The sequence below is a fragment of the Rhizobium sp. NZLR1b genome (assembly GCF_019685155.1).
In the GTDB taxonomy this organism is placed as follows: domain Bacteria; phylum Pseudomonadota; class Alphaproteobacteria; order Rhizobiales; family Rhizobiaceae; genus Rhizobium.
On sequence record NZ_JABDWC010000006.1, the window covers coordinates 179,951 to 201,989 of the forward strand.

Sequence of the window (22,039 nt, forward strand, 5' to 3'; positions counted from 1 at the left end):
CTTCAGCTTCGAGCCGCCGATGCTTCAGCTTCGAGCCGCCGATGCTTATGTCTTTAGCGCAAATCTCAGCCCGGCCTATTTTGCCAGCGCCTGCTGCAGGGCGATTGCCCCATGCGGCGCATTGACCTTGCCCTCGTGGATCATGAAGGCGAAGACGTCGCGTGGCTCGGCCTTCACCTTGCGATCCCCATCGATCAGCGGCAGATCGTCCGGGACCTTGCCCTCCGCCCAGGTCTCCAGTCGGCTTGCCCAGGCCTTCAGGTCCTTATCAGGATAGCAGGTCGGGATATCGTCCGATCCCTTTTGCAGCCTGGCATAGACGAAGTCGGCCGTGACATCGGCGATCATCGGATATTCGAAATGTTCGGCGCAGACCGGCGCCACGCCGTATTTCGCCAGCAGCGCCACGAATTCCGGCACTTTGAAGGAATCGTGCCGCACCTCGACCACGTGGCGCAGCGCCAGCCCGTCCTGCTTTGCCGGCAGCAGCTTCAGGAAGGCCTCGAAATCTTCCGGATCGAACTTCTTCGTCGGTGCGAACTGCCAGAGCAGCGGCCCGAGATGATCGCCGAGTTCGCTAATTCCAGATGACAGGAAGCGTTCCATCGATTCACCGGCTTCGGCAAGCACCCGCCGGTTGGTGACGAAACGCGTCGCCTTTAGCGAGAAGATGAAACCGTCGGGTACGTCGGCCGCCCATTTGGCGAAAACCGCCGGCTTCTGCGTGCTGTAATAGGTACCGTTAACCTCGATAACCTTCAGCTGGCGGCTGGCATAATTCAGCTCGTCCTTCTGTTTCAGGTCATCGGGAAAGAAATGCCCGCGCCAGGGCTCGAAGGTCCAGCCGCCGATGCCGGTGCGGATAGTGCCGGATTTGGTCATGTCGTCCTCCCTGTTTGCAGCCGTTCAGGCCGCGTCGATCTGTTTCGCCATGTCGACGAGCGTCCATCCTGGCCGATATGGGTTCGGCCGGCGACCCGTTTCGTGAAATCCGACGGCGCGATAAAGGGCGATGTTCCGCTCCATCAGCGCATTGGTGTAGAGCCGGATTTCCGGCTTTGCCCACTCGCGCGCCTTGCCCTCCAGCCACTTGAGCATCGCCAGACCATGTCCGGCCCCCTGAAAGGCCGGCGAGACCGCGATGCTGAACAGCATGAGGTGATCGGAATGCCGCTCGACAACCATTAGCCCCGCGGTTTCGCCGCCGACCTCGCGGAGCCAGACCTCGCCGCGTTCGATGCGAGGCGCGTAATCCTCCGCCATCGGGATCGGCGGAGCGCCGAACAGTTCGGTATAGGGCCGATAGGCTGCTGCTGTCAGCGTCGTGATCCTTTCCAGATCTTCGGGCGACGCCGGCCGCATCGTCATTCCGCCGCAGCCGCCCTCTTCGCCGGCCGCCGTTCCAGCAATTCCTTGAGGAAGTGCCCGGTATAGGAGCGCTTCTCCTTGACGATCGCCTCGGGCGTGCCGAAAGCCACAATCTCGCCGCCGCCATCACCGCCTTCGGGACCGAAATCGAGCACCCAGTCGGCCGTCTTGATGACTTCGAGATTGTGCTCGATCACCACCACGGAATTGCCCTGGTTGACCAGTTCGTGCAGCATTTCAAGCAGCTTGGCGACGTCGTGGAAATGCAGGCCGGTCGTCGGTTCGTCGAGAATGTAGAGCGTGCGCCCCGTCGAGCGTTTCGACAGCTCCTTGGCCAGCTTGACGCGCTGCGCCTCGCCGCCCGACAGCGTATTGGCCTGCTGGCCGACCTTGATATAACCGAGGCCGACATCCTTCAGCGACTGCAGCTTGTCGCGCACGGCCGGCACCGCCGCGAAGAAGTCGACGCCTTCCTCCACCGTCATGTCGAGCACGTCGGCGATCGACTTCTGCTTGAAGGTGACATCGAGTGTCTCGCGATTGTAGCGCTTGCCGTGGCAGACGTCGCAGGTGACGTAGACATCGGGCAGGAAGTGCATCTCGATCTTGATGACGCCGTCGCCCTGGCAGGCCTCGCAACGCCCGCCCTTGACGTTGAAGGAGAAACGCCCCGGCTGGTAGCCGCGCGCTTTTGCCTCCGGCAGGCCGGCGAACCAGTCGCGGATCGGCGTGAACGCGCCGGTATAGGTCGCCGGGTTCGAGCGCGGCGTGCGGCCGATCGGCGACTGGTCGATGTCGATCACCTTGTCGATATGCTCGAAGCCGTCAATGCGGTCGTGATCGGCCGGGTTTTCGCGCGCGCCCATGACGCGGCGCGCTGCCGATTTATACAGCGTCTCGATCAGGAAGGTGGATTTGCCGCCGCCGGAAACGCCGGTCACCGCCGTGAACACCCCGAGCGGGATTGCCGCCGTGACGTTCTTCAGATTGTTGCCGCGGGCGCCGACCACCTTGATCTCGCGGCCCTTCTTCTGTCTGCGGCGCTCGTTGGGAACGGGAACGCCGAGTTCGCCCGAGAGATATTTTCCGGTCAGCGACTTCGGATTGTCCATGATATCCTGCGGCGTGCCGTGGGCGATGACCTCGCCGCCATGAATGCCGGCGGCCGGGCCGATATCGACCACGTCGTCGGCCGTCATGATCGCATCCTCGTCATGTTCGACGACGATGACGGTGTTGCCGATGTCGCGCAGGTGCTTCAGCGTGTCGAGCAGCCGGGCATTGTCGCGCTGATGCAGGCCGATCGAAGGCTCGTCGAGCACATAGAGCACGCCGGTCAGCCCCGAGCCGATCTGCGATGCCAGCCGGATGCGCTGGCTTTCGCCGCCCGACAGCGTGCCGGAATTGCGCGACAGGCTGAGATATTCCAGGCCGACATCGTTGAGGAAACGCAGCCGGTCGCGGATTTCCTTGAGGATGCGCACGGCAATCTCGTTCTGCTTGGCGTTGAAGCCGGCCGGCAGCGTCTCGAACCAGTCGCGGGCGACACGGATCGACATGGCAGTCACTTCGCCGATATGCAGCGTGGCGATCTTCACCGCCAGCGCTTCCGGCTTCAGGCGGAAGCCGTTGCAGGAAGGGCAGGGTGCTGCCGACATGAAGCGTTCGATGTCCTCACGCGCCCAGGCGGAATCGGTCTCCTTCCAGCGCCGCTCGAGATTGGTGATGATGCCCTCGAAATTCTTCTGCGTCGTATAGGAGCGGGCGCCGTCGGCATAATGGAATTCGATCTTGTCGTCGGTGCCGTTGAGAATGACGTCCTTGGCCTCGTCGGAAAGATCGTTCCAGCGGGTGCCGAGCTTGAAGCCGTAATGTTTGCCGAGCGCTTCCAGCGTCTGATTGTAATAGGGCGAGGTCGACTTGGCCCAGGGCGCGATCGCCCCGTCGCGCAGCGTCCGTTCCGGCTCGGGCACGATCAGGTCGCGATCGATCTTCTGCTGGGCGCCGAGGCCGTCGCAGGTCGGGCAGGCGCCGAAGGGATTGTTGAAGGAGAACAGTCGCGGCTCGATCTCCGGAATGGTGAAGCCGGAAACCGGGCAGGCGAATTTTTCCGAAAACAGCACGCGCTCATGCGTCTCGTTGAGCGACTTGTTGGCCGAACCGCCGGCCGAGGTCTCTTCCAGCGGCAGCGGCTTGTCGGCGAATTCGGCGACCGCCAGCCCGTCGGCGAGCTTCAGGCAGGTTTCCAGGCTGTCGGCTAGGCGGGCCGAGACATCCGAGCGCACGACGATGCGGTCGACCACCACGTCGATGTCGTGCTTGTATTTCTTGTCGAGCACCGGCGCCTCGGCAATCTCGTAGAACTGGCCGTCGACCTTGACGCGCTGGAAGCCCTTCTTCATCAGCTCCGCCAGTTCCTTCTTGTATTCGCCCTTGCGCCCGCGCACGAGCGGCGCGAGAATATAAAGACGGGTGCCTTCGCCGAAATCGAGCACGCGGTCGACCATCTGGCTGACGGTCTGGCTTTCGATCGGCAGGCCGGTCGCCGGTGAATAGGGCACGCCGACGCGGGCAAAGAGCAACCGCATATAGTCGTAGATCTCGGTCACGGTGCCGACCGTCGAGCGCGGGTTGCGCGAGGTGGTTTTCTGCTCGATCGAGATCGCCGGCGACAGTCCGTCGATCTGGTCGACGTCGGGCTTCTGCATCATCTCGAGAAACTGCCGGGCATAGGCGGAGAGGCTCTCGACATAGCGCCGCTGGCCCTCGGCATAGATCGTGTCGAAGGCAAGCGAGGATTTGCCGGAGCCCGAAAGCCCGGTCATGACGATCAGCTTATTGCGCGGCAGATCGAGATCGATGCCTTTGAGATTATGCTCGCGCGCGCCGCGGATGGAGATCGTCTTCAGTTCGCTCATCGTCTCAGCTTGGTCCTTTGGGATAACAGCCCTTATTTAGTGATGCCGAACGGCGAGTCGAGGCTGAATGTCCGCAACACTGAAGGTTTTCGATTCTGTTGACAGGATCATACGGATAAACTAGAACAAAGAAAGAACAAAAATCCTGATGGATGCATGCGGTGTTCTGACGGAGAAATATGTGGATTAAGTGCCGCCCATGCGCATCGGCGGTCGTTGATGGTTTAAGGTGCGCCGATCGATTGAAACGCCGCCGGGCAGGGCGGCAGGTAGGGTGAGAGCATGGCTGGTAGCGTAAACAAGGTAATTCTGATCGGAAATGTCGGTGCGGACCCGGAAATCCGCCGCACCCAGGATGGCCGGCCGATCGCCAATCTTCGTATTGCGACCTCGGAGACCTGGCGCGACCGCAATTCCGGCGAGCGTCGTGAAAAGACCGAATGGCACACTGTCGTCGTCTTCAACGAGGGCCTGTGCAAGGTCGTCGAGCAATATGTGAAGAAGGGCGCCAAGCTCTATATCGAAGGCCAGTTGCAGACCCGTAAGTGGCAGGACCAGCAGGGACAGGACCGCTACTCGACGGAAGTGGTGCTGCAGGGCTTCGGTTCGACGCTGACCATGCTCGACGGCCGCGGTGAAGGCGGCGGTGCAAGCTCCGGTGGCGGCCGTGGCGGCAGCAGCAGCAATGATTATGGCGACGACTACGGCGCCCCGGCTCCCTCATCATCGCCAAGCCGCGGCGGTGGCGGCGGTGGCAACTTCTCGCGGGATCTCGACGACGACATCCCGTTCTGATCGGCCGTTCGTGGTTTATGATTTATCCGAGAGCATGACGTCTTTAACGGCGTCATGCTCTTTTTCTTTGATCTCGCGGCGGATGCCGTTTTCAGTGCGGCGTTGCGCTGATCAGATTGAACGCCGATTTCGCCCCGTCGACGACGAACTGTGCGGCAAGGGCCGCGAGGATAACGCCGAGAAGCCGCGTCAGAATTGCCCGGCCGGTGACGCCGAGGAAACGGTCCAGCCGTTCGGCGATCAGCAGCATTAGGAAGGTCAGCAGCAGATTGGCGGCAATGACGCCGATCAGTTGGGCTTTCCCGATGGAGGTGGCGAGCGTGCCGGCAAGCAGGATCGTCGCCGAGATGGCGCCCGGGCCGGCAATCAGCGGCAAGGCTAGCGGGAAGACGGCGATATTCTCGATGTGATCCTTGGTGATGGCCGCTTCGGTGGCCTTCTCCTTGCGTTCCTGGCGTCTTTCGAAGACCATCTCGAAGGCGATCCAGAACAGCAGCAGACCGCCGGCGATGCGGAAGGCGCCGATCGAAATCCCGAGCACGCCGAGTACGCCGGCCCCAAACAGCGCGAAGACGGCGAGGATGATGAAGGCGATAACCGAGCCGCGCAGCGCCACCTGCGTGCGCTGGGCGCGGCTCATGCCCATCGTCAGCCCCAGGAAGATCGGTGCGAGCCCCGGCGGATCGATGGTGACCAGCAGCGTCGTGAAGGCGTTGATCAATTGGTCGGCGCTTGCCATCGTCTCTCCGGAACCCCATATAGTCGGGTGGTTTTTATGCGTGGTTTTATGATTGTGAAGCGGCGATTCCGATTTGGCAAATATCCCGCGGCGGCCCGCGGCGGATTTGTCCGGTTCGGCCGCGCAACTTGCATGTTTTACCCTCTTTAAGCCGCAAAAGCCTGTTCAAAACGCCCGGTGAAATTGGCGCTGCAACGGGCTTTCCGCTATAAATCTTCAAGTGATTCTAGAAGAGATCGTGATCTGTTTTGACTGAGCAAACACCCCCCGGCGGCGGGAAGCTCCCGCCAGGCATCGAGCCCATCTCCATCATGGAGGAAATGCAGCGGTCGTATCTCGATTACGCCATGAGCGTCATCGTTAGCCGCGCGCTGCCCGACGTGCGCGACGGCCTGAAGCCCGTGCACCGGCGCATCCTCTACGGCATGTCCGAGCTTGGCATCGACTGGAACAAGAAATACGTCAAATGCGCCCGCGTCACCGGTGACGTGATGGGTAAATTCCATCCGCACGGCAATTCCGCGATCTATGATGCGCTCGCCCGTATGGCGCAGCCCTGGTCGCTGCGTCTGCCGCTGATCGACGGCCAAGGCAATTTCGGCTCGGTTGATGGTGACCCGCCGGCGGCCGAACGGTACACCGAATGCCGCCTCGAAAAGGCTGCCCATTCGCTGCTCGACGATCTCGACAAGGAAACCGTCGATTTCCGCGACAACTATGACGGTACGCTCTCCGAGCCGGTTGTGGTGCCGGCCAAATTCCCGAACCTGCTCGTCAATGGCGCAGGCGGCATCGCCGTCGGCATGGCGACCAACATCCCGCCGCATAATCTCTCCGAAGTCATCGACGGCTGCATCGCGCTGATCGACGATCCGGCAATCGAGCTGCAGGATCTGATCCAGATCATTCCCGGCCCCGATTTCCCGACGGGTGCGAAGATCCTCGGCCGTGCCGGCATTCGCTCCGCCTATGAGACTGGCCGCGGCTCGGTCATCATGCGCGGCGTCGCCGCCATCGAGCCAATGCGCGGTGACCGCGAGCAGATCATCATCACCGAGATTCCCTACCAGGTGAACAAGGCGACGATGATCGAAAAGATGGCCGAGCTGGTGCGCGACAAGCGCATCGAAGGCATCTCCGACCTGCGCGACGAATCCGACCGCCAGGGTTATCGCGTCGTCGTCGAATTGAAGCGCGACGCCAATGCCGAGGTCATCCTCAATCAGCTTTATCGCTATACGCCGCTGCAGACGTCCTTCGGCTGCAACATGGTGGCGCTGAACGGCGGCAAGCCGGAACAGCTGACCCTTCTCGACATGCTGCGCGCCTTCGTCTCCTTCCGCGAAGAAGTTGTTAGCCGGAGAACAAAATTCCTGCTGCGCAAAGCGCGCGACCGCGCCCATGTGTTGGTCGGTCTCGCGATTGCCGTCGCCAATATCGACGAAGTCATTCGCGTCATCCGCCAGGCGCCCGATCCGCAGTCGGCCCGCGAAGAATTGATGACCCGCCGCTGGCCGGCCGAAGATGTCGAAAGCCTGATCCGTCTGATCGACGATCCGCGCCATCGCATCAACGAGGACCTGACCTACAATCTCTCCGAAGAGCAGGCCCGCGCCATCCTCGAACTGCGCCTTGCCCGCCTGACGGCCCTTGGCCGCGACGAAATCGGCGACGAACTCAACAAAATCGGTGAGGAGATCAAGGATTACCTCGATATTCTCTCCTCGCGCGTCCGCATCCAGACCATCGTCAAGGACGAACTCCTCGCTGTCCGCAATGAATTCGGCACGCCGCGCCGCACCGAGATCATCGATGGCGGCCTCGAAATGGACGACGAGGATCTGATTGCTCGTGAAGACATGGTCGTCACCGTCTCGCATCTGGGCTATATCAAGCGCGTGCCGCTGACCACCTATCGTGCCCAGCGCCGCGGCGGCAAGGGCCGCTCCGGCATGACCACCCGCGACCAGGATTTCGTTAGCCGGCTATTTGTAGTCAATACGCATACGCCGGTTCTGTTCTTCTCCTCGCGCGGCATCGTCTATAAGGAGAAGGTCTGGCGCCTGCCGATCGGCACGCCGACCTCGCGCGGCAAGGCGCTGATCAATATGCTGCCGCTTGCACCCGGCGAGCGCATCACTACCATCCTGCCCTTGCCCGAGGACGAGGAGAGCTGGGACAATCTCGACGTGATGTTCTCGACGACGCGCGGCACGGTTCGCCGCAACAAGCTGTCGGACTTCGTCCAGGTCAACCGCAATGGCAAGATTGCCATGAAGCTCGAGGAGGAGGGCGACGAAATCCTCTCCGTCGAGACCTGCACCGAGAATGACGACGTGCTGCTGACGACGGCGCTCGGCCAGTGCATCCGCTTCTCCGTCGACGACGTCCGCGTTTTCGCCGGCCGGAACTCGATCGGCGTGCGCGGCATCAGCCTTGCCGGCGGCGACCGCATCATCTCGATGACCATCGTCCGCCATGTCAATGCCGAGCCGTGGGAGCGCGCCGCCTACCTGAAGCGCGCCGCCAACGACCGGCGTCTGACGACGGGTGAGGCCGAGGAGATCGCGCTGGTCGGCGAGGAAGTCACCGAGGAGGGACAACTGAGCGACGAGCGTTACGAAGAGCTGAAACAGCTTGAGCAGTACGTTCTCACCGTCTCCGAAAAGGGCTTCGGCAAGCGTTCGTCGTCCTACGATTTCCGCATCTCCGGCCGCGGCGGCAAGGGCATTCGCGCCACCGATACGTCGAAAACCGGCGAGATCGGCGAACTGGTCGCGGCATTCCCCATCGAGGACGGCGACCAGATCATGCTGGTTTCCGATGGCGGCCAGCTGATCCGCGTGCCGGTCGGCGGCATCCGCATCGCCAGCCGCGCCACCAAGGGCGTCACCATCTTCTCGACGGCCAAGGACGAGAAGGTCGTTTCGGTCGAGCGCATCAGCGAGCCGGAGGAGGACGAGACGGAGGAGGCCGTCGAGGTCGCCGACGGCGCCGCTATTACCGACGAAGATGCTGCGGGCGAAGCGCCGATTGCCGATGGCGATCCGGGGCCCGCCGAGGAATGATCAGATGAACGGGGCGGCTTCAAGCCGCCCTTTTCTTTTCAGTCCGGGGAATGGTTTAAAGCCACGCCCAAAGAAAAAGCCGGACGCTGGGTGCATCCGGCTTTGAATGGCCTTAGGCGACGGAAGGGTGCCGCTCAAGGTGGGGAAGAGGGAAGTAAAAAAGGAAAGTCAGAACGCTCTATGTTTTTCGTTCAGCGCCTTTACCTCTTCGCCTTCGCGCCGGAGCGCTGATATCGTCGAGGTTACTGACACGATGAACATGACGCTGATAAGGGCCGTGAGCACTGTCAAGATCGTGAACATAGGCATTCCTTTCCTGGGGAGTTGCGTTCCCGCCCCTCAGTACTGGCCCAGTACGGCCGTCCGGGCCGAAGCATAGGGACCATAAACCTTGGACGTATCAATCTTCTGATCATAGAGAGCGACAGTTGCAGTCAGCATGCCCGTGACCATTACCATCCAGAGCACGTTAATCATCGTAATCTTGCCGGGCATCTTTAGTCCTTCCTGCCGCGATAATCGCATCTATGTGTCGGTTGAATGAACGCATCCGTTTTAAAATGGTTCCGCCGGATGTTGACGGGTGTTTACCAACGCCGATCTGAAGCCTCCTTGAATGTCTCGTTCATCTGGCGTTCAGATTCGAACGTCGTTTTTCGCGCAGCCGGCCTTGAGCGCGCACGATCGCCGCATGCTCGGCAAGCGCCGGCCGCACCCAGCTCACCTCGTAGCGATCGGCGAAATAGCCATAGGCCAGCTCGGCGGCGAGGGAGGAAACGACGGCAAGTGCAACGAGCACGATCAGCATGGACTTGGTCTTTCGAGGGGGCGCCGGATGCCGGAATGGCATCGGCCGTCTTGATGATTTGAGTTAAGCAGATCCCGTCTGAAACCGCCTTGAACGGGCCATTCATCCGCCGTTCAACCGTCCGGGACGATTGGCCAAATCACTTGCGGCAAGGCGGCATCCGTGACAAAAGGCGTCAAACCAACGGTCGGGCCAGATGACGACAGCTTTTTATCCGGGGTCCTTCGACCCGATCACCAATGGGCATGTGGATGTTCTGGTCCAGGCGCTGAACGTCGCCGAAAAGGTGATCGTCGCGATCGGCATCCATCCCGGCAAGGCGCCGCTCTTTTCCTTCGAGGAGAGAGCCGAACTGATCCGCCGTTCCCTGGCGCAAGCGCTGCCCGGCAAGACCGGCGACATCGACGTCGTCGCCTTCGACAATCTGGTTGTCGATGCCGCCCGCACCCATGGCGCCACGCTTCTGATCCGCGGTCTTCGCGACGGCACCGATCTTGATTACGAAATGCAGATGGCCGGCATGAACAGGACGATGGCGCCCGATATCCAGACCATCTTTTTGCCGGCGGGCACGGCCTCGCGGCCCATTACCGCCACATTGGTCCGCCAGATCGCCGCCATGGGCGGCGATGTCAGCGCTTTCGTGCCGGCCGCCGTCTTGCAAGCCCTCACATCCAAGCGCCCAGAATAGCAAGCGCCAAAACCAACAAACGCAAAGACTAGCAAGCGCAAAGACCAGGCGGAACCCGCCGCAACGGAGCCCATATGAAACTGTTTTATCTCGCATTTGCCGGCGTGCTGTATCTCGCCTCCTTCGCGGGGGATGCGTTCGCCCAGTCGGCTGATCATTATCTCACCATCCAGCTGAAGAACGGCCCTGTCGTCATCCAGCTGATGCCTGAGGTTGCGCCGAAGCATGTCGCTCAGATCGAGGCGCTGGCCAAGAAGGGCGAATACGACAACGTCGCCTTCCATCGCGTCATCGACGGCTTCATGGCCCAGACCGGCGACGTCAAATACGGCAACATGGAAAAGGGTTTCGATGCGAGCCTCGCCGGCACCGGCTCCTCCGATATGCCTGATATTCCGGCCGAGTTCTCCAAGACCCCGTTCGTGCGCGGCACCGTCGGCATGGCTCGTTCGCAGGATCCGAATTCCGCCAATTCGCAGTTCTTCATCATGTTCGCCGAAGGCTCCTTCCTCAACGGCCAGTACACCGTCGTCGGCAAGGTCGTTTCCGGCATGGAGAATGTCGACAAGATCAAGCGCGGCGAAGGCCAGAACGGCGAAGTCAAAAGCCCCGACCGGATGGTCAAGGTTACCCTGGGCAAGAAGTAAGTTACCAGAGAAACAAGAGGAGAAGACAATGGCCGAGATCAAGGATCCCGAAAACACCGTCATTCTGGAAACCACCAAGGGCAAGATCGTCATCCAGCTTTTGCCGCAGGTCGCCCCGGAGCATGTCGCCCGCATCAAGGAACTCGCCCGCGAGAAGGCCTATGACGGCGTCGTCTTCCACCGCGTCATCCAGGATTTCATGGCCCAGACGGGCGACGTCGAATTTGGCAAGAAGGGTTCGGAAACCTTCAATCCCGGCCGCGCCGGCATGGGCGGCTCCTCCAAGCCGGATCTGAAGGCTGAATTCTCCGCGACGACCCATACGCGCGGCACCTGCTCGATGGCCCGTTCGCAGAACCCGAACTCGGCCAATTCGCAGTTCTTCATCTGCTTCACCGATGCACCCTGGCTGAACAAGCAGTATTCCGTCTGGGGCCAGGTCATCGAAGGCATGGACAACGTCGACAAGATCAAGCGCGGCGAGCCGGTTTCCGATCCGGATTCGATCGTCTCGATGCGGGTTGCCGCCGACGTCTGATTGTGATTTCTGCTGAAACCCGCTCTTGCGCCTAACCGCGTGGGGGCGGGTTTCGCTTTGAAAGTACCGTTATGCGCGTAGACCTTTTCGATTTCGATCTGCCCGATGAACGCATCGCATTGCGGCCCGCCGAACCGCGCGACAGCGCGCGCCTGCTCGTCGTCAATCCCCACGCGGAAAGCGTGCCTGATGCTGAACGCGTGCTTTCTGATCACCGCGTCGGCGATCTGCCGTCCTTCCTGCGGGCGGGCGATGCGCTGGTCTTCAACGACACCAAGGTCATTCCGGCCCAGCTCGAGGGCATCCGCCATCGGGACGGCGCCGGCGGCCAGCAGGTGTCGGCAACACTGCACATGCGCGTCGGCCCGAGCCGTTGGAAGGCCTTTGCCAAGCCCGGCAAGCGCATCAAGGAGGGCGACCGCATCGCCTTCGGCCATAGCGGCGAAAGCTGCTTGCTCGGCTCGCTCGACGCCACCGTCGAGGAAAAGGGCGAGGCCGGCGAGGTGACGCTCGCATTTGATCTTTCCGGCCCGGCGCTCGACGAGGCGATTGCCGCCGTCGGTCACATTCCGTTGCCGCCCTATATCGCCGCCAAGCGGCCCGAGGACGAGCGCGACCGCGCGGATTACCAGACGATCTATGCCCGCGAGGAGGGCGCCGTCGCTGCGCCCACCGCCGGCCTGCATTTCACGCCCGGCCTGTTCGAGACGCTCGACAAAGCTGGCATTGAACGCCATTTCGTTACGCTGCATGTCGGCGCCGGCACCTTTCTGCCTGTCAAGGCCGACGATACCGACGATCACCGGATGCATCTGGAAAGCGGCACCGTCAGCGCTGAGACCGCCGCCCGGCTGAACGCCGTCAAGGCAAAAGGCGGGCGTATCGTCTGCGTCGGCACCACCTCGCTGCGGCTGATCGAGAGTGCTGCGGAAGAGAGCGGCGAGATCCGCGCCTGGAGCGGCGCCACTGGCATTTTCATCACGCCCGGCTACCGTTTCAAATCGGTCGACATGCTGATGACCAATTTTCACCTGCCGCGCTCGACGCTGTTCATGCTGGTCTCGGCCTTTGCCGGCTTTAAGACCATGCATGCGGCCTACAACCACGCCATTGCGACGGGCTACCGCTTCTACTCTTACGGCGACGCGAGCCTTCTTTTCCGGAAAGACAAATGACAGAAAACTTCCAATTCACACTTGACAAGACCGATGCCGGCGCGCGCCTCGGCGAGATTTCCATGCCGCGCGGCACGATCCGGACGCCCGCCTTCATGCCTGTGGGAACCGTCGGCACCGTCAAGGCGATGTATCTCGACCAGGTGAGCGAAACCGGCGCCGACATCATCCTCGGCAATACCTATCACCTGATGCTGCGCCCCAGCGCCGAGCGCGTCGCCCGCCTCGGCGGCCTGCACAAGCTGATCCGCTGGGAGCACCCGATCCTGACGGATTCCGGCGGCTTCCAGGTCATGTCGCTGTCCGGCCTGCGTAAGCTTGATGAGCAGGGCGTCACCTTCAAATCGCATGTCGACGGCAGCCTGCATCATATGTCGCCGGAACGCTCGATTGAAATCCAGGGGTTGCTCGGCTCCGATATCCAGATGCAACTCGACGAATGTGTGGCGCTGCCGGCCGAGCCGAAGGAGATCGAGCGCGCCATGGAAATGTCGCTGCGCTGGGCCGAGCGCTGCCAGGTCGCCTTCGGCGAACAGCCTGGAAAGGCAATGTTCGGCATCGTCCAGGGCGGCGATATTCCGGCGCTGCGCATCCGTTCGGCTGAGGCGCTGAGCCAGCTCGATCTCAAGGGCTATGCCATCGGCGGCCTTGCCGTCGGCGAGCCGCAGGACGTCATGCTGCAGATGCTGGAAACGACGCTGCCCGTGCTTCCTCTGGAGAAGCCGCGTTACCTCATGGGCGTCGGCACGCCGGACGATATGCTGAAATCTGTCGCTCGCGGCATCGACATGTTCGATTGTGTCATGCCGACCCGTTCCGGCCGCCATGGCCTGGCCTTTACCCGCCGCGGCAAGGTCAATATCCGCAATGCCCGTCATGCCGAGGATATGCGCCCGCTCGACGAACAGTCGAATTGCCCGGCCTCGCGCGACTATTCGCGCGCCTACCTGCACCATCTCGTCCGCGCCAACGAGGCGCTCGGCGGCATGGTCCTCTCCTGGCACAATCTCGCCTATTACCAGGAATTGATGCAGGGTATCCGCAAGGCGATCGCCGAAGGCCGCTTCGCCGATTTCATGGCGGAGACGCAGGAAGAATGGGCAAGAGGCGATCTTCAACCCGTTTGATCTATCTCTCGCTCTATGCGACGCCCTTTAATCAGGGAGCTGGTGTGCAGCTCCCGACATCTGCCGGCTTGACGCGGCCGGCCTGAAGATCGCTCCATTGCGGTATGGACGGATCAGGGCCACCGATCGATGCCTCAAACGCGGCGCGGTTCAGCTTGATGAGCCGTCCGCTTGCAAGGATGCTCACCATCTCTTTCTTGTTGACATAAGCGAGGCTGACATCCAGCCGGCAGAAGAACCGCTTGCTGCCGTTCGAGACGACCCAGCCGTAGCCGCCGGACTTCCCCTTGGTGAGTTTTCCGATGGCGTAATCCCGCCGTGCAAGCTTTGAAAAGGATTCCACCTGCGCAACACCCGGCATGACGGCAAAGCCGATCGCCGCGGCGGTGACCAACCACTTGAATGAAATGAGCATTGAGTTTTCAACCCCTGGGACAGAACCACATGAGCCCGTACGTTCCAGCAGCGCCGGACACAACTTTAATCTGCAGGGATGCTTAATCCGCTAAACCGCGTCGCGATCTTTCAGGTGCGGCTGTCGCGCTCCAGCTCTTTATTTTCTCGCATGTCGTTATCGCAAAACCGCTGCCCGCTTTTGCGCGACATGCTTTAGATGCCCTTGCTGTCGGCATCCGGCATGATCTGCACGCCGTTGATCCTGTAGCTGCCGTCGGGCTGTCGAGTCATCTGGTAGATCGCCGTCCAGTCCTTGCCGTCGCGGCCTGAAATCAGCACCTCGTGGTAGATCAGCGCGCCGTTGTCGATCGAGCGGCTGCGGCCGAAGGCGTAGTTGCCGGGATGATAGACCGGCTCGTAGCTCTTTTTCACCATGGCGAAGAACAGGTTCTTGTCGGGATACATCGCCCTGATGCCGGGAGCGGCGAAGGAATAGGCGGCTTCGGCATCGTCCTTTAGGAAAGCTGTGATCTGTTCCTCGATCATCGTTCGCGTCGTGTCGATCGGATCTTCGGCAAGGGCCGAGACAGCGGGGAGGATGAACGCGGCACACAGAATAAGAACTGCGAAGAAGGCGCGCATGGGAGATCTCCGGCTCTATCGGGGGAAAGACCCGATAGAGCAGAAGTGTAGGCCATTTCTGGCGCAAGAAAAGTGGACTTTATGACCAGCGCCGGAAGAGGGCGCTGGCATTCACGCCGCCGAAGCCGAAACCGTTGGTGATGGCATAGTCCATTGCCAGCGGCCGCGCCGTCTTGCCGACGATATCGATGCCGTCGGCATCAGGGTCGGCCTCATCAAGGTTGCGGGTCGGCGGCGCGATTTGGTCGCGCAGCGCCAGGATGGTGAAGATCGCTTCCAGCCCGCCGGCGGCCCCGAGCAGATGGCCGGTGGCCGATTTTGTCGCACTGACGGCAATGTCGCCATTGCGGCCGAAGACCGTGGCGATCGCCGCGATCTCGCCCCGGTCACCGACCGGTGTCGAGGTCGCATGCGCGTTGAGGTGCTTGACCTCCGAAGCCGGGATCTTCGCCTGCTTGAGCGCTGCCTCCATCGCCCGGCGCGCGCCGTCGCCGTCTTCGGGGCCTGAGGTCATGTGGTAGGCGTCCGCCGCCGTGCCGTAACCGACGAGTTCGGCGAGCGGTGTGGCGCCGCGGGCAAGCGCGTGTTCGAGTGTTTCGATGACCAGGATGCCGGCGCCTTCGCCCATGACGAAACCGTCACGCGCCGTGTCGAAGGGCCGCGACGCCAGCTCCGGGGTGTCGTTGAAACCGGTGGAAAGCGCGCGAGCGGCGGCAAAGCCTCCGAGGCTTACCTTGTCGATACAGGCCTCGGCACCGCCGCAGATTGCCACATCCGCTTCGCCGGAGCGGATCAGCCGCGCAGCATCGCCGATCGCCTGGACGCTGGCCGCACATGCCGTCACCGGAGCGCCGAGCGGCCCCTTGAAGCGGTAGCGGATGCTGACTTGGCCGGCAGCGAGGTTTACGAGGAAGGAGGGCACGGTGAAGGGGGACAGCCGCCGCACGCCGCGCGTCTCGCCGATCCGCACCGCTTCGGCGATCGCCGGGAAGCCGCCGACGCCCGAGGCGATGATCGTTGCGGTGCGTTCGCGTTTCGCTTCGTCGGTCGGCATCCAGCCGGCCTGCTTCACCGCTTCCTCCGTCGCCGCCATGGCGAACTGGATGAAGCGGTCCATCTTCTTCTGGTCCTTGGGGGTGATGTAAGGGTCGGGATCGAAACCGCTCTCTGCATCCTCGGCGCTGCCGGGAACGATGCCGCCGACCTTGGCCGGGAGTTCGCCGACGACACCGTCCGAAAGCACCCTCAGCCCCGAACCGCCGTCAAGAAGCCGCTTCCAGGCGAGCTCGACGCCGGTGCCGAGTGGTGACACAAGTCCCATGCCGGTGACAACGATGCGATCCATGATATTTTCCTCTTTATGCGTCGATGCCGAGATACCAGGCGCGCATGCGGGCGATCCGCTTGTGCACCTCGTCATCGGCTGCGGGGCCTGCAAGCAGGCTGGTGTTTTCGGGTGTCACTTGTTCGCCGGTCCGTGTGTCGACCAGCAGCGTCTCGCGCGCTTTGCCGGAGGCGGCATCGCCAAGCAGATAGGCAAGGTCTTCCTCTGGGATGTGCCGGCTTCCCCAGGAAAATAGGGACATCAGCACCGGAAAGAAATCGCGGCCCTTGTCCGTCAGCCGGTATTCGTAGCGGGCAGGGCGCTGATGGTAGAGCCGCCGTTCGAACAGTCCCTGATCCGTTAGGTGTTTCAGCCGCCGCGTCAGGATGTTCGGCGCCACACCGAGGCTCTTCTGGAAATCGTCGAAGCGCGACAGCCCCTGAAAGGCGTCGCGCAGGATGAGGATGCTCCACCAGTCGCCGACGCTGTCGAGCGCGCGCGCCGCCGGGCATTTGAATTGGCTGAAGCTCGTCCGCTGCATGGATCACGTCACTACAGTAGTAACTATCATCATGCAAGTTACTACATCAGCTGTCGCCGTCGAAAATCCGGGCGAGCAGGAGGCCGGTGACAAGCATGCCGGCCGCGAGGAAGATCGTATCGCCCGGCGTGCCGATATAGAGTGGCCCGATATTGGCAAACAGCAGGAAGGCAATGAGAAAATTCGCCCAGCCCCAGACGACATTCGTCGTCGGCGAACTGAACTGCGCCCGCGGTCCGAACGGAATGCGGAAACGCCGGCCGCTGACGCCGTTGACGAAATGCGGGATGCCGTTTGTCAGAAATGCCGCGGCGATGAAATGGGCGATATAGGCGATCCAGGGCAAAGGCTTCTCCGGTGCTGCGAGTTGCGTCAACGGAGGAATGTGGCCGGGAATATCACGCCGGCAAGGGGTGCCCGGAAACGCGCATGTGCGCTCGCACGCCGTCAGAAGACGACTGGCCGGCCGCATCAGACAAGCCCGAAATCTTTGAAGTGAAGCGCCGCAGAATTGTCGAGATCCGCAACATGGACTGCCGCACCCGCCGCACTTCCATCCGCGTCATAGAAGAGTCTGCCGCTGGCCTGATCGTAGATCAGCTTGTCATCCGCCTCGAGCGCTCTCGTTCCCTGCACGAAATTCTCATCCGAAAATCGAGATAGGCTGAGCGCGGCGAAAATCGAATGGTCGAGCAGCAGCTTGTCGCCCGCCGCGGAGGAGAAATCCGTAATCTTGTCAACGCTGACATTATCGGGCTTCACATCGAAGACGAAGCTATCGCCTCCACCGCCGCCGGTCAGCGTGTCTGCGCCGGCTTTGCCGATCAGCTTGTCGTTACCGAGCCCGCCGGTAAGCTGGTCGGCGCCTTTGCCGCCATTGATCGTGTTGCTGCCGTCGTTGCCGGTGAGAACGTTGGCGGTGTTGTTGCCTGTCGCGCTGAGATTGGCCGTTCCGGTCAAGGCGAGATTCTCGATCGTACCGGCCGCGTGCTTCACATCGGCCAGGCTAAAGGAGGTCGAAGCCTTGACGGTGTCCTTGCCGGATGCCCCTGTTTCATCGACAAAATCGCCCGCATTGTCGACCACATAAGTATCGTTGCCGGCATGGCCCGACATATGGTCGGCGCCAGTGCTGCCATCAAGGATATTGTTGCCGGAATTGCCGACGAGAGCGTTTGCCAGGCCATTGCCGGTGCCGTTCAGATTGGCGGTGCCGGTCAGCGTCAGGTTCTCGACGTTGCCGATCGTATGCGTCGTATCCTTGAGGCTGAAGCTGATCGACGACATGACCGTATCGGTTCCGCCGCCTCGGCTTTCGTCGACGATTTGAGTGGGGCTGCTCACGGTGAATATGTCGTTGCCCCTGCCGCCATAGATATGGCTGGCGGCCGTTGGCGGCGTGCTGGCGCTGCCGCCGCCGATGTCGATGATAACCGGATGGTCGACGACATCCACTGTCAGCGACGACACATTGCTGAGGCTTTTGATCGCCGTCGTCCCGCTCACCGGGTCGAAAACCTTCACGGAGCCGAACGAGGCCCCGAGATTGACCTTGACGCCCGTCGTCGCGGCCTGAATGGCCGTGTCGGTGGACTGGTTCCAGATGTCGGGCTCGTTCCAGATAATGATCTGGTAGCTGCCGTCCGATTTTTCGGTGAGCAAGCTGTGGGCCGAAGACGGCATGCCGTCGATCGAATAATTGAGGGCCCCTGCGCTGAAGCTCGCCTTTGCCGCGCCGTCGTCCGCCAGTATTTCAGTGAGATTGTGGATCGCCGTTGCCGCCGGCTTGGCTGAATAGTCGAGATGAAAAAGCCCGAAATGCTTCTCCTGGTTGGCGCCCTGCGGATCGGAATAGGCGTCCAGCAGCTCGTAGATGAATGTCTGCTTCGATCCGAGTGCTGCGCCGTCCATCAGCGTGTTGAGCACCAGCTTTGCCTGCGTCGCTTCACTGACGCCTTCCCAGCCGCCATTGGTGTCGGCGGTGAGGGAGGTGTGGTAACCGGTCTCGGTGATTGCCAGCGGCTTGCCCGGATCGGCAGCGCGCTGAACGCCGGCTTCGCGGGAAAGCCACGAGAATGGCTGGTCGCCATCCTTCGCATAGGTATGGATCGTCGTGTAGTCGGAGGCGGATGCGACCGTATATCCGGTAAAGCCGAGAACCGGGATGTTTTTCAGCAAGGGATCGGCGTTGACGGCGGCAGACAGGTCCTTTTGATAGGCGACCGCGGCTGCCTGGCCGCTAAGACCGTGATAGCTGACCGGCCAGTTATTGACTTCGTTCGGCCCCTCGATGCCGACGACCGACCCCGGATGGGCCTGCACGAAAGTATGCAGCCGCTGGGCGAGCGTGGTGGGGTCCACTTCCCGCTGGGCGCTGAAGACGAACTGCACGCCGGCTTCGGCAGCATCGCCGAGATGGGTTTGACCGTTAGGATCGGAAGCGGAGTTGGGGGCGTGATCGCGGACCGCATCAAGGCCAAGATAGTCTAAAGCTTTGACAACTTCTCCGACATTGGAATATTTTCCGTCGGTGTAGTCGATATGCGTATCAATTCCAAAGGATTGAATAATATCGTTTATTCTAACGGCTTGAGCCATAAGTTTTTCTCCCAGTTTTAGAGGGAATCGGCGATGGGAATATATCCCCATTTCTGCTGCCGATTCGATTTAATACACGAGGAGGGGCCGTGCAGTATTGCCCGTTAACCATGATATATTGTCTTGAATGTGGCTCGTGCTGGATCGCCTTGAATGCCGAATCGGTGCTTGCATTTTGCATTCAGCCTGCCGATCACTGCTCAAGTGAGACAGCCGCATAAGCGGAGTCCGGCGAAATCCGATACCTCTGGAGGATCCGATGACCGTCAATGTGCAATTCCGGTTTCGCAGCGGCCTGCCGTCGATGGCGTTTGACAATGTCCGTCTCCGCGGCAGTTGGGACGAGCATGGCCGCCCCGCGAATGATTGGACATCGGTTCCTATGCAGGGCTCGCGTGACGAGGATGGATATGATGTCTTTGTCGCCGGGATTTCCTTTCCCGATGCCGAGATCGGCACGAATTTTCGATGGGGCATCGAGCTCGATCGGCCGGGCATGCCGGATCTATGGGCAATCACCGCCGAATTGGACGACGAGGCCTCGTCGGGTCGCGAACGTTCCTTCGATCTCCACCAGGAGATGGCGCCGCAGACCTATCACCTGACATGGATCGGCCGTCTGGGGGCGAACCGGGTTGAGAGGCGTGACGGTGTCGCCGGCATTCGCTTCTCGGTCTGGGCGCCGAACGCTCGGGAGGTCTCGCTCGTCCTCGCTGATCCCGCCATCGGCTACGTCGCCGACGACGGCACCGGAGCGCTCGGGACCATCGGCATGCGAAGGACCGGTGAGGGGATCTGGTCGGTTGAAACCGGCGACGATGGCCGCCTTACCGATTTCGACGGCATGGTCGGCACGCCGTATATGTATCGCGTCACCAAGGATGATGGATCGCTCGCCTACCGGACCGACATCTGGTCGCTGATGCAGATCGGTGCGGGAGATTTCGATCCGGATGGCGCGGCCTATCACGGATCGCCGGCTGGTTTGGACGGACCGCAGAGCTGCTCGGTCGTCTGCGACCCGAAGCGGGTGACGCTGCCGTCCGGGCAGGAGCTTGCCGCCGAGACGTTCTGGGCTGACGAATTCGTGGCCGGCCGCAAACTTCCTGAGCGGCTCGAGGATCTGGTGATCTATGAATTGCATGTCGGCGCGCTCGGTTTCGGCAAGCCAGCGCCGGGAACGCTGGATGATGCGATCGCCTTCGTCGCGCATCTTTCCGCGCTCGGCGTCAACGCCGTGGAACTGCTGCCGATCGCCGAATTCGAGACGCGGGCCAACTGGGGTTACGGCACGTCGCATTTCTTTGCCGCCGATCAAGGGGCCGGCGGCACCGACCGGCTGAAGTTATTCGTCAAGGCCTGCCACCAGCAGGGCATCGCCGTCATTCTGGACGTTTGTTACAACCACTTCGATCCGGATGGCGAGCGGGCGCAATGGGCCTATGATTCCAACGACCCCACCCGCAATATCTACTATTGGTACGAGGGACGCCCCGGCGATTACGCCGATCCGACGGGCGGCTATATCGACAACATCTCGACGGGATGGGCGCCTGCCTTCGATGAGGAGGCCGTGCGCCAGCTTTTCATCTCCAGCGCGGCATTTCTCGTCTCCGTCTGCCATATCGATGGTTTCCGGCTCGATCAGACCAGTTCGATCCATCAATATCCGGTGCTGCATGCCGACGGCCGGCGCGCCGATCGGGCCGCTGCGTCAGGCGCGAAATTCCTGAAGCAGTGGAGCCGCACGATGCGGCTGATCAAGCCCGAGGTTTTCCTGACGGCCGAGGATTATTCGGACTGGTCGGCGATGACGGAGCCGAGCCTGACCGGCGACGGGCTCGGCTTCGACGCGACCTGGTACGGCGATTTTCATCACAACCTCGTCGAATATCACGGCGGCGCTCAGGCGCAGCTTTTGAAGAATGCCGGTTTTGGCGACAAGCGGGCGCTGACCATGTCGTCCCTTGCCGGCGCCTTGCAGGCGAGCGCGCGATCCAAGGTGGTCTACAACCAATCGCACGACGATTGCGGCAATCGCGAGGGGTCGGCAAGAACCGCAGTCATCGCGGTCAATTTCGCACCGATCGTCGGCGAGACCAGGGCTTGGGCGGAGGCGAGATCCAGGTTCGCGGCGGCGATGACGCTGCTATCGGCCGGCACGCCGATGTTTTTCATGGGCGAGGAAATCGGCGCCCAGAAGCCCTATCGTTACAGTGATTTCCTGGAGAACCGCGAGAATATCCTCGGCGAGGCTTCGGGCAACGGGGCGGGGATGATCAGCTGTTATCGCGATCTGATCGCGCTCAGCATCCACCAAGATGCCATTCGTTCTCGCAACATCGCCGTTCCCTATGTCCATGACGAGGATCGGGTGATCGCATTTCATCGATGGAACGACGGCCAGGATTTCCTCGTGGTGGGATCGCTGAACGACGCTCCCTTCGAACGTGGCTATCGGCTGCGCAGCGAGCGTTTAGGAGATGACCTCTGGGAAGAGGTCTTCAACACCGATGCCCAGACATATGGCGGCTGGAATGTCGGCAACGGCGGCAGAAAGATCAGAGCCACGGCGGGAACGCTCGATGCCGTGCTGCCTGCGTCAGGTGTCCTGGTGTTTCGCAGGCTGTAACGCGTCACGCTTTTCCAAGGCAGAAGGTAATG

The 22,039-nt window shown here is 61.5% G+C and carries 19 protein-coding genes and 1 pseudogene; 8 read left to right on the forward strand and 12 right to left on the reverse strand.

What is annotated here, in order from left to right; genetic code table 11:
• Window positions 1–75: 75 nt before the first annotated feature.
• The 3 genes from HJB84_RS11475 to uvrA are packed head-to-tail and all read right to left on the reverse strand — an operon-like array spanning window position 76 to window position 4,286.
• Window positions 76–882 carry a DUF72 domain-containing protein gene (locus tag HJB84_RS11475; RefSeq protein ID WP_221115970.1) on the reverse strand — a complete coding sequence of 269 codons (807 nt, stop codon included), beginning with the start codon at window positions 880–882 and terminating at the stop codon, window positions 76–78.
• Between the two features lie 24 nt (window positions 883–906).
• Window positions 907–1,368: a GNAT family N-acetyltransferase gene (locus HJB84_RS11480; protein ID WP_221115971.1), complete on the reverse strand. Its 462-nt coding sequence runs from the start codon at window positions 1,366–1,368 to the stop codon at window positions 907–909.
• The gene (gene uvrA / locus HJB84_RS11485; protein ID WP_221115972.1) at window positions 1,365–4,286 is read right to left on the reverse strand and encodes an excinuclease ABC subunit UvrA; all 2,922 of its coding nucleotides are present in this window, start codon (window positions 4,284–4,286) and stop codon (window positions 1,365–1,367) included. The genes HJB84_RS11480 and uvrA overlap by 4 nt, the downstream gene beginning before the upstream one ends.
• 282 nt (window positions 4,287–4,568) lie before the next feature.
• Between uvrA and HJB84_RS11490 the strand changes: the two genes are divergently transcribed.
• Window positions 4,569–5,081 (forward strand): single-stranded DNA-binding protein, encoded by a 513-nt coding sequence (locus HJB84_RS11490; protein WP_207584229.1) that lies wholly within the window; start codon window positions 4,569–4,571, stop codon window positions 5,079–5,081.
• A gap of 91 nt (window positions 5,082–5,172) precedes the next feature.
• On the opposite strand, the gene HJB84_RS11495 is transcribed toward HJB84_RS11490, so the two are convergent.
• Window positions 5,173–5,820, reverse strand: coding sequence for a MarC family protein (locus HJB84_RS11495; RefSeq protein ID WP_207584230.1), 648 nt, complete (start codon window positions 5,818–5,820; stop codon window positions 5,173–5,175).
• 248 nt (window positions 5,821–6,068) lie between these two features.
• Between HJB84_RS11495 and gyrA the strand changes: the two genes are divergently transcribed.
• Window positions 6,069–8,888, forward strand: a complete 2,820-nt coding sequence (gene gyrA, locus HJB84_RS11500; protein ID WP_207584231.1) for a DNA gyrase subunit A — start codon at window positions 6,069–6,071, stop codon at window positions 8,886–8,888.
• Window positions 8,889–9,227: 339 nt separating this feature from the next.
• On the opposite strand, the gene HJB84_RS11505 is transcribed toward gyrA, so the two are convergent.
• Together HJB84_RS11505 and HJB84_RS11510 are read right to left on the reverse strand one after the other, a co-directional pair.
• Window positions 9,228–9,383, reverse strand: a complete 156-nt coding sequence (locus HJB84_RS11505) for a hypothetical protein (RefSeq protein ID WP_003586478.1) — start codon at window positions 9,381–9,383, stop codon at window positions 9,228–9,230.
• A gap of 130 nt (window positions 9,384–9,513) precedes the next feature.
• Window positions 9,514–9,802 (reverse strand): annotated as a pseudogene (locus tag HJB84_RS11510) (hypothetical protein).
• Between the two features lie 90 nt (window positions 9,803–9,892).
• On the opposite strand from HJB84_RS11510, the gene coaD reads away from it, so the two are divergent.
• The 5 genes from coaD (at window position 9,893) to tgt (ending at window position 13,874) form a co-directional block, all read left to right on the forward strand.
• A complete protein-coding gene (coaD, locus tag HJB84_RS11515; protein WP_221115973.1) occupies window positions 9,893–10,387 on the forward strand; it encodes a pantetheine-phosphate adenylyltransferase in 495 nt (164 codons plus the stop codon).
• A 74-nt stretch (window positions 10,388–10,461) separates the two neighbouring features.
• The gene (locus tag HJB84_RS11520; RefSeq protein WP_207580474.1) at window positions 10,462–11,034 is read left to right on the forward strand and encodes a peptidylprolyl isomerase; all 573 of its coding nucleotides are present in this window, start codon (window positions 10,462–10,464) and stop codon (window positions 11,032–11,034) included.
• A 28-nt stretch (window positions 11,035–11,062) separates the two neighbouring features.
• Entirely contained in the window at window positions 11,063–11,572 is a 510-nt protein-coding gene (locus tag HJB84_RS11525) for a peptidylprolyl isomerase (RefSeq protein WP_007628975.1), read from the forward strand.
• 71 nt (window positions 11,573–11,643) lie between these two features.
• Window positions 11,644–12,747 (forward strand): tRNA preQ1(34) S-adenosylmethionine ribosyltransferase-isomerase QueA, encoded by a 1,104-nt coding sequence (gene queA, locus HJB84_RS11530; RefSeq protein ID WP_207580475.1) that lies wholly within the window; start codon window positions 11,644–11,646, stop codon window positions 12,745–12,747.
• Complete coding sequence (gene tgt, locus HJB84_RS11535) at window positions 12,744–13,874, forward strand: tRNA guanosine(34) transglycosylase Tgt (RefSeq protein WP_221115974.1); 1,131 nt, start codon at window positions 12,744–12,746, stop codon at window positions 13,872–13,874. The genes queA and tgt overlap by 4 nt, the downstream gene beginning before the upstream one ends.
• A 31-nt stretch (window positions 13,875–13,905) precedes the next feature.
• Here the strand turns inward: tgt and HJB84_RS11540 are convergent, their stop codons facing one another.
• The 6 genes from HJB84_RS11540 to HJB84_RS11565 form a co-directional block, all read right to left on the reverse strand.
• On the reverse strand, window positions 13,906–14,289 hold the full coding sequence (locus HJB84_RS11540; RefSeq protein ID WP_221115975.1) for a hypothetical protein: 384 nt from the start codon (window positions 14,287–14,289) through the stop codon (window positions 13,906–13,908).
• A 194-nt stretch (window positions 14,290–14,483) separates the two neighbouring features.
• On the reverse strand, window positions 14,484–14,912 hold the full coding sequence (locus HJB84_RS11545; RefSeq protein ID WP_207580478.1) for a DUF4864 domain-containing protein: 429 nt from the start codon (window positions 14,910–14,912) through the stop codon (window positions 14,484–14,486).
• A gap of 79 nt (window positions 14,913–14,991) precedes the next feature.
• Complete coding sequence (gene fabF, locus HJB84_RS11550) at window positions 14,992–16,257, reverse strand: beta-ketoacyl-ACP synthase II (RefSeq protein ID WP_221115976.1); 1,266 nt, start codon at window positions 16,255–16,257, stop codon at window positions 14,992–14,994.
• 13 nt (window positions 16,258–16,270) lie between these two features.
• On the reverse strand, window positions 16,271–16,777 hold the full coding sequence (locus HJB84_RS11555) for a helix-turn-helix domain-containing protein (protein WP_207580480.1): 507 nt from the start codon (window positions 16,775–16,777) through the stop codon (window positions 16,271–16,273).
• Window positions 16,778–16,823: 46 nt separating this feature from the next.
• The gene (locus HJB84_RS11560) at window positions 16,824–17,123 is read right to left on the reverse strand and encodes a hypothetical protein (protein ID WP_207580481.1); all 300 of its coding nucleotides are present in this window, start codon (window positions 17,121–17,123) and stop codon (window positions 16,824–16,826) included.
• A 125-nt stretch (window positions 17,124–17,248) separates the two neighbouring features.
• Window positions 17,249–19,375 (reverse strand): calcium-binding protein, encoded by a 2,127-nt coding sequence (locus tag HJB84_RS11565; protein ID WP_221115977.1) that lies wholly within the window; start codon window positions 19,373–19,375, stop codon window positions 17,249–17,251.
• Between the two features lie 259 nt (window positions 19,376–19,634).
• On the opposite strand from HJB84_RS11565, the gene HJB84_RS11570 reads away from it, so the two are divergent.
• On the forward strand, window positions 19,635–22,007 hold the full coding sequence (locus HJB84_RS11570) for an alpha-amylase family glycosyl hydrolase (protein WP_221115978.1): 2,373 nt from the start codon (window positions 19,635–19,637) through the stop codon (window positions 22,005–22,007).
• The last annotated feature ends 32 nt before the right edge of the window (window positions 22,008–22,039 follow it).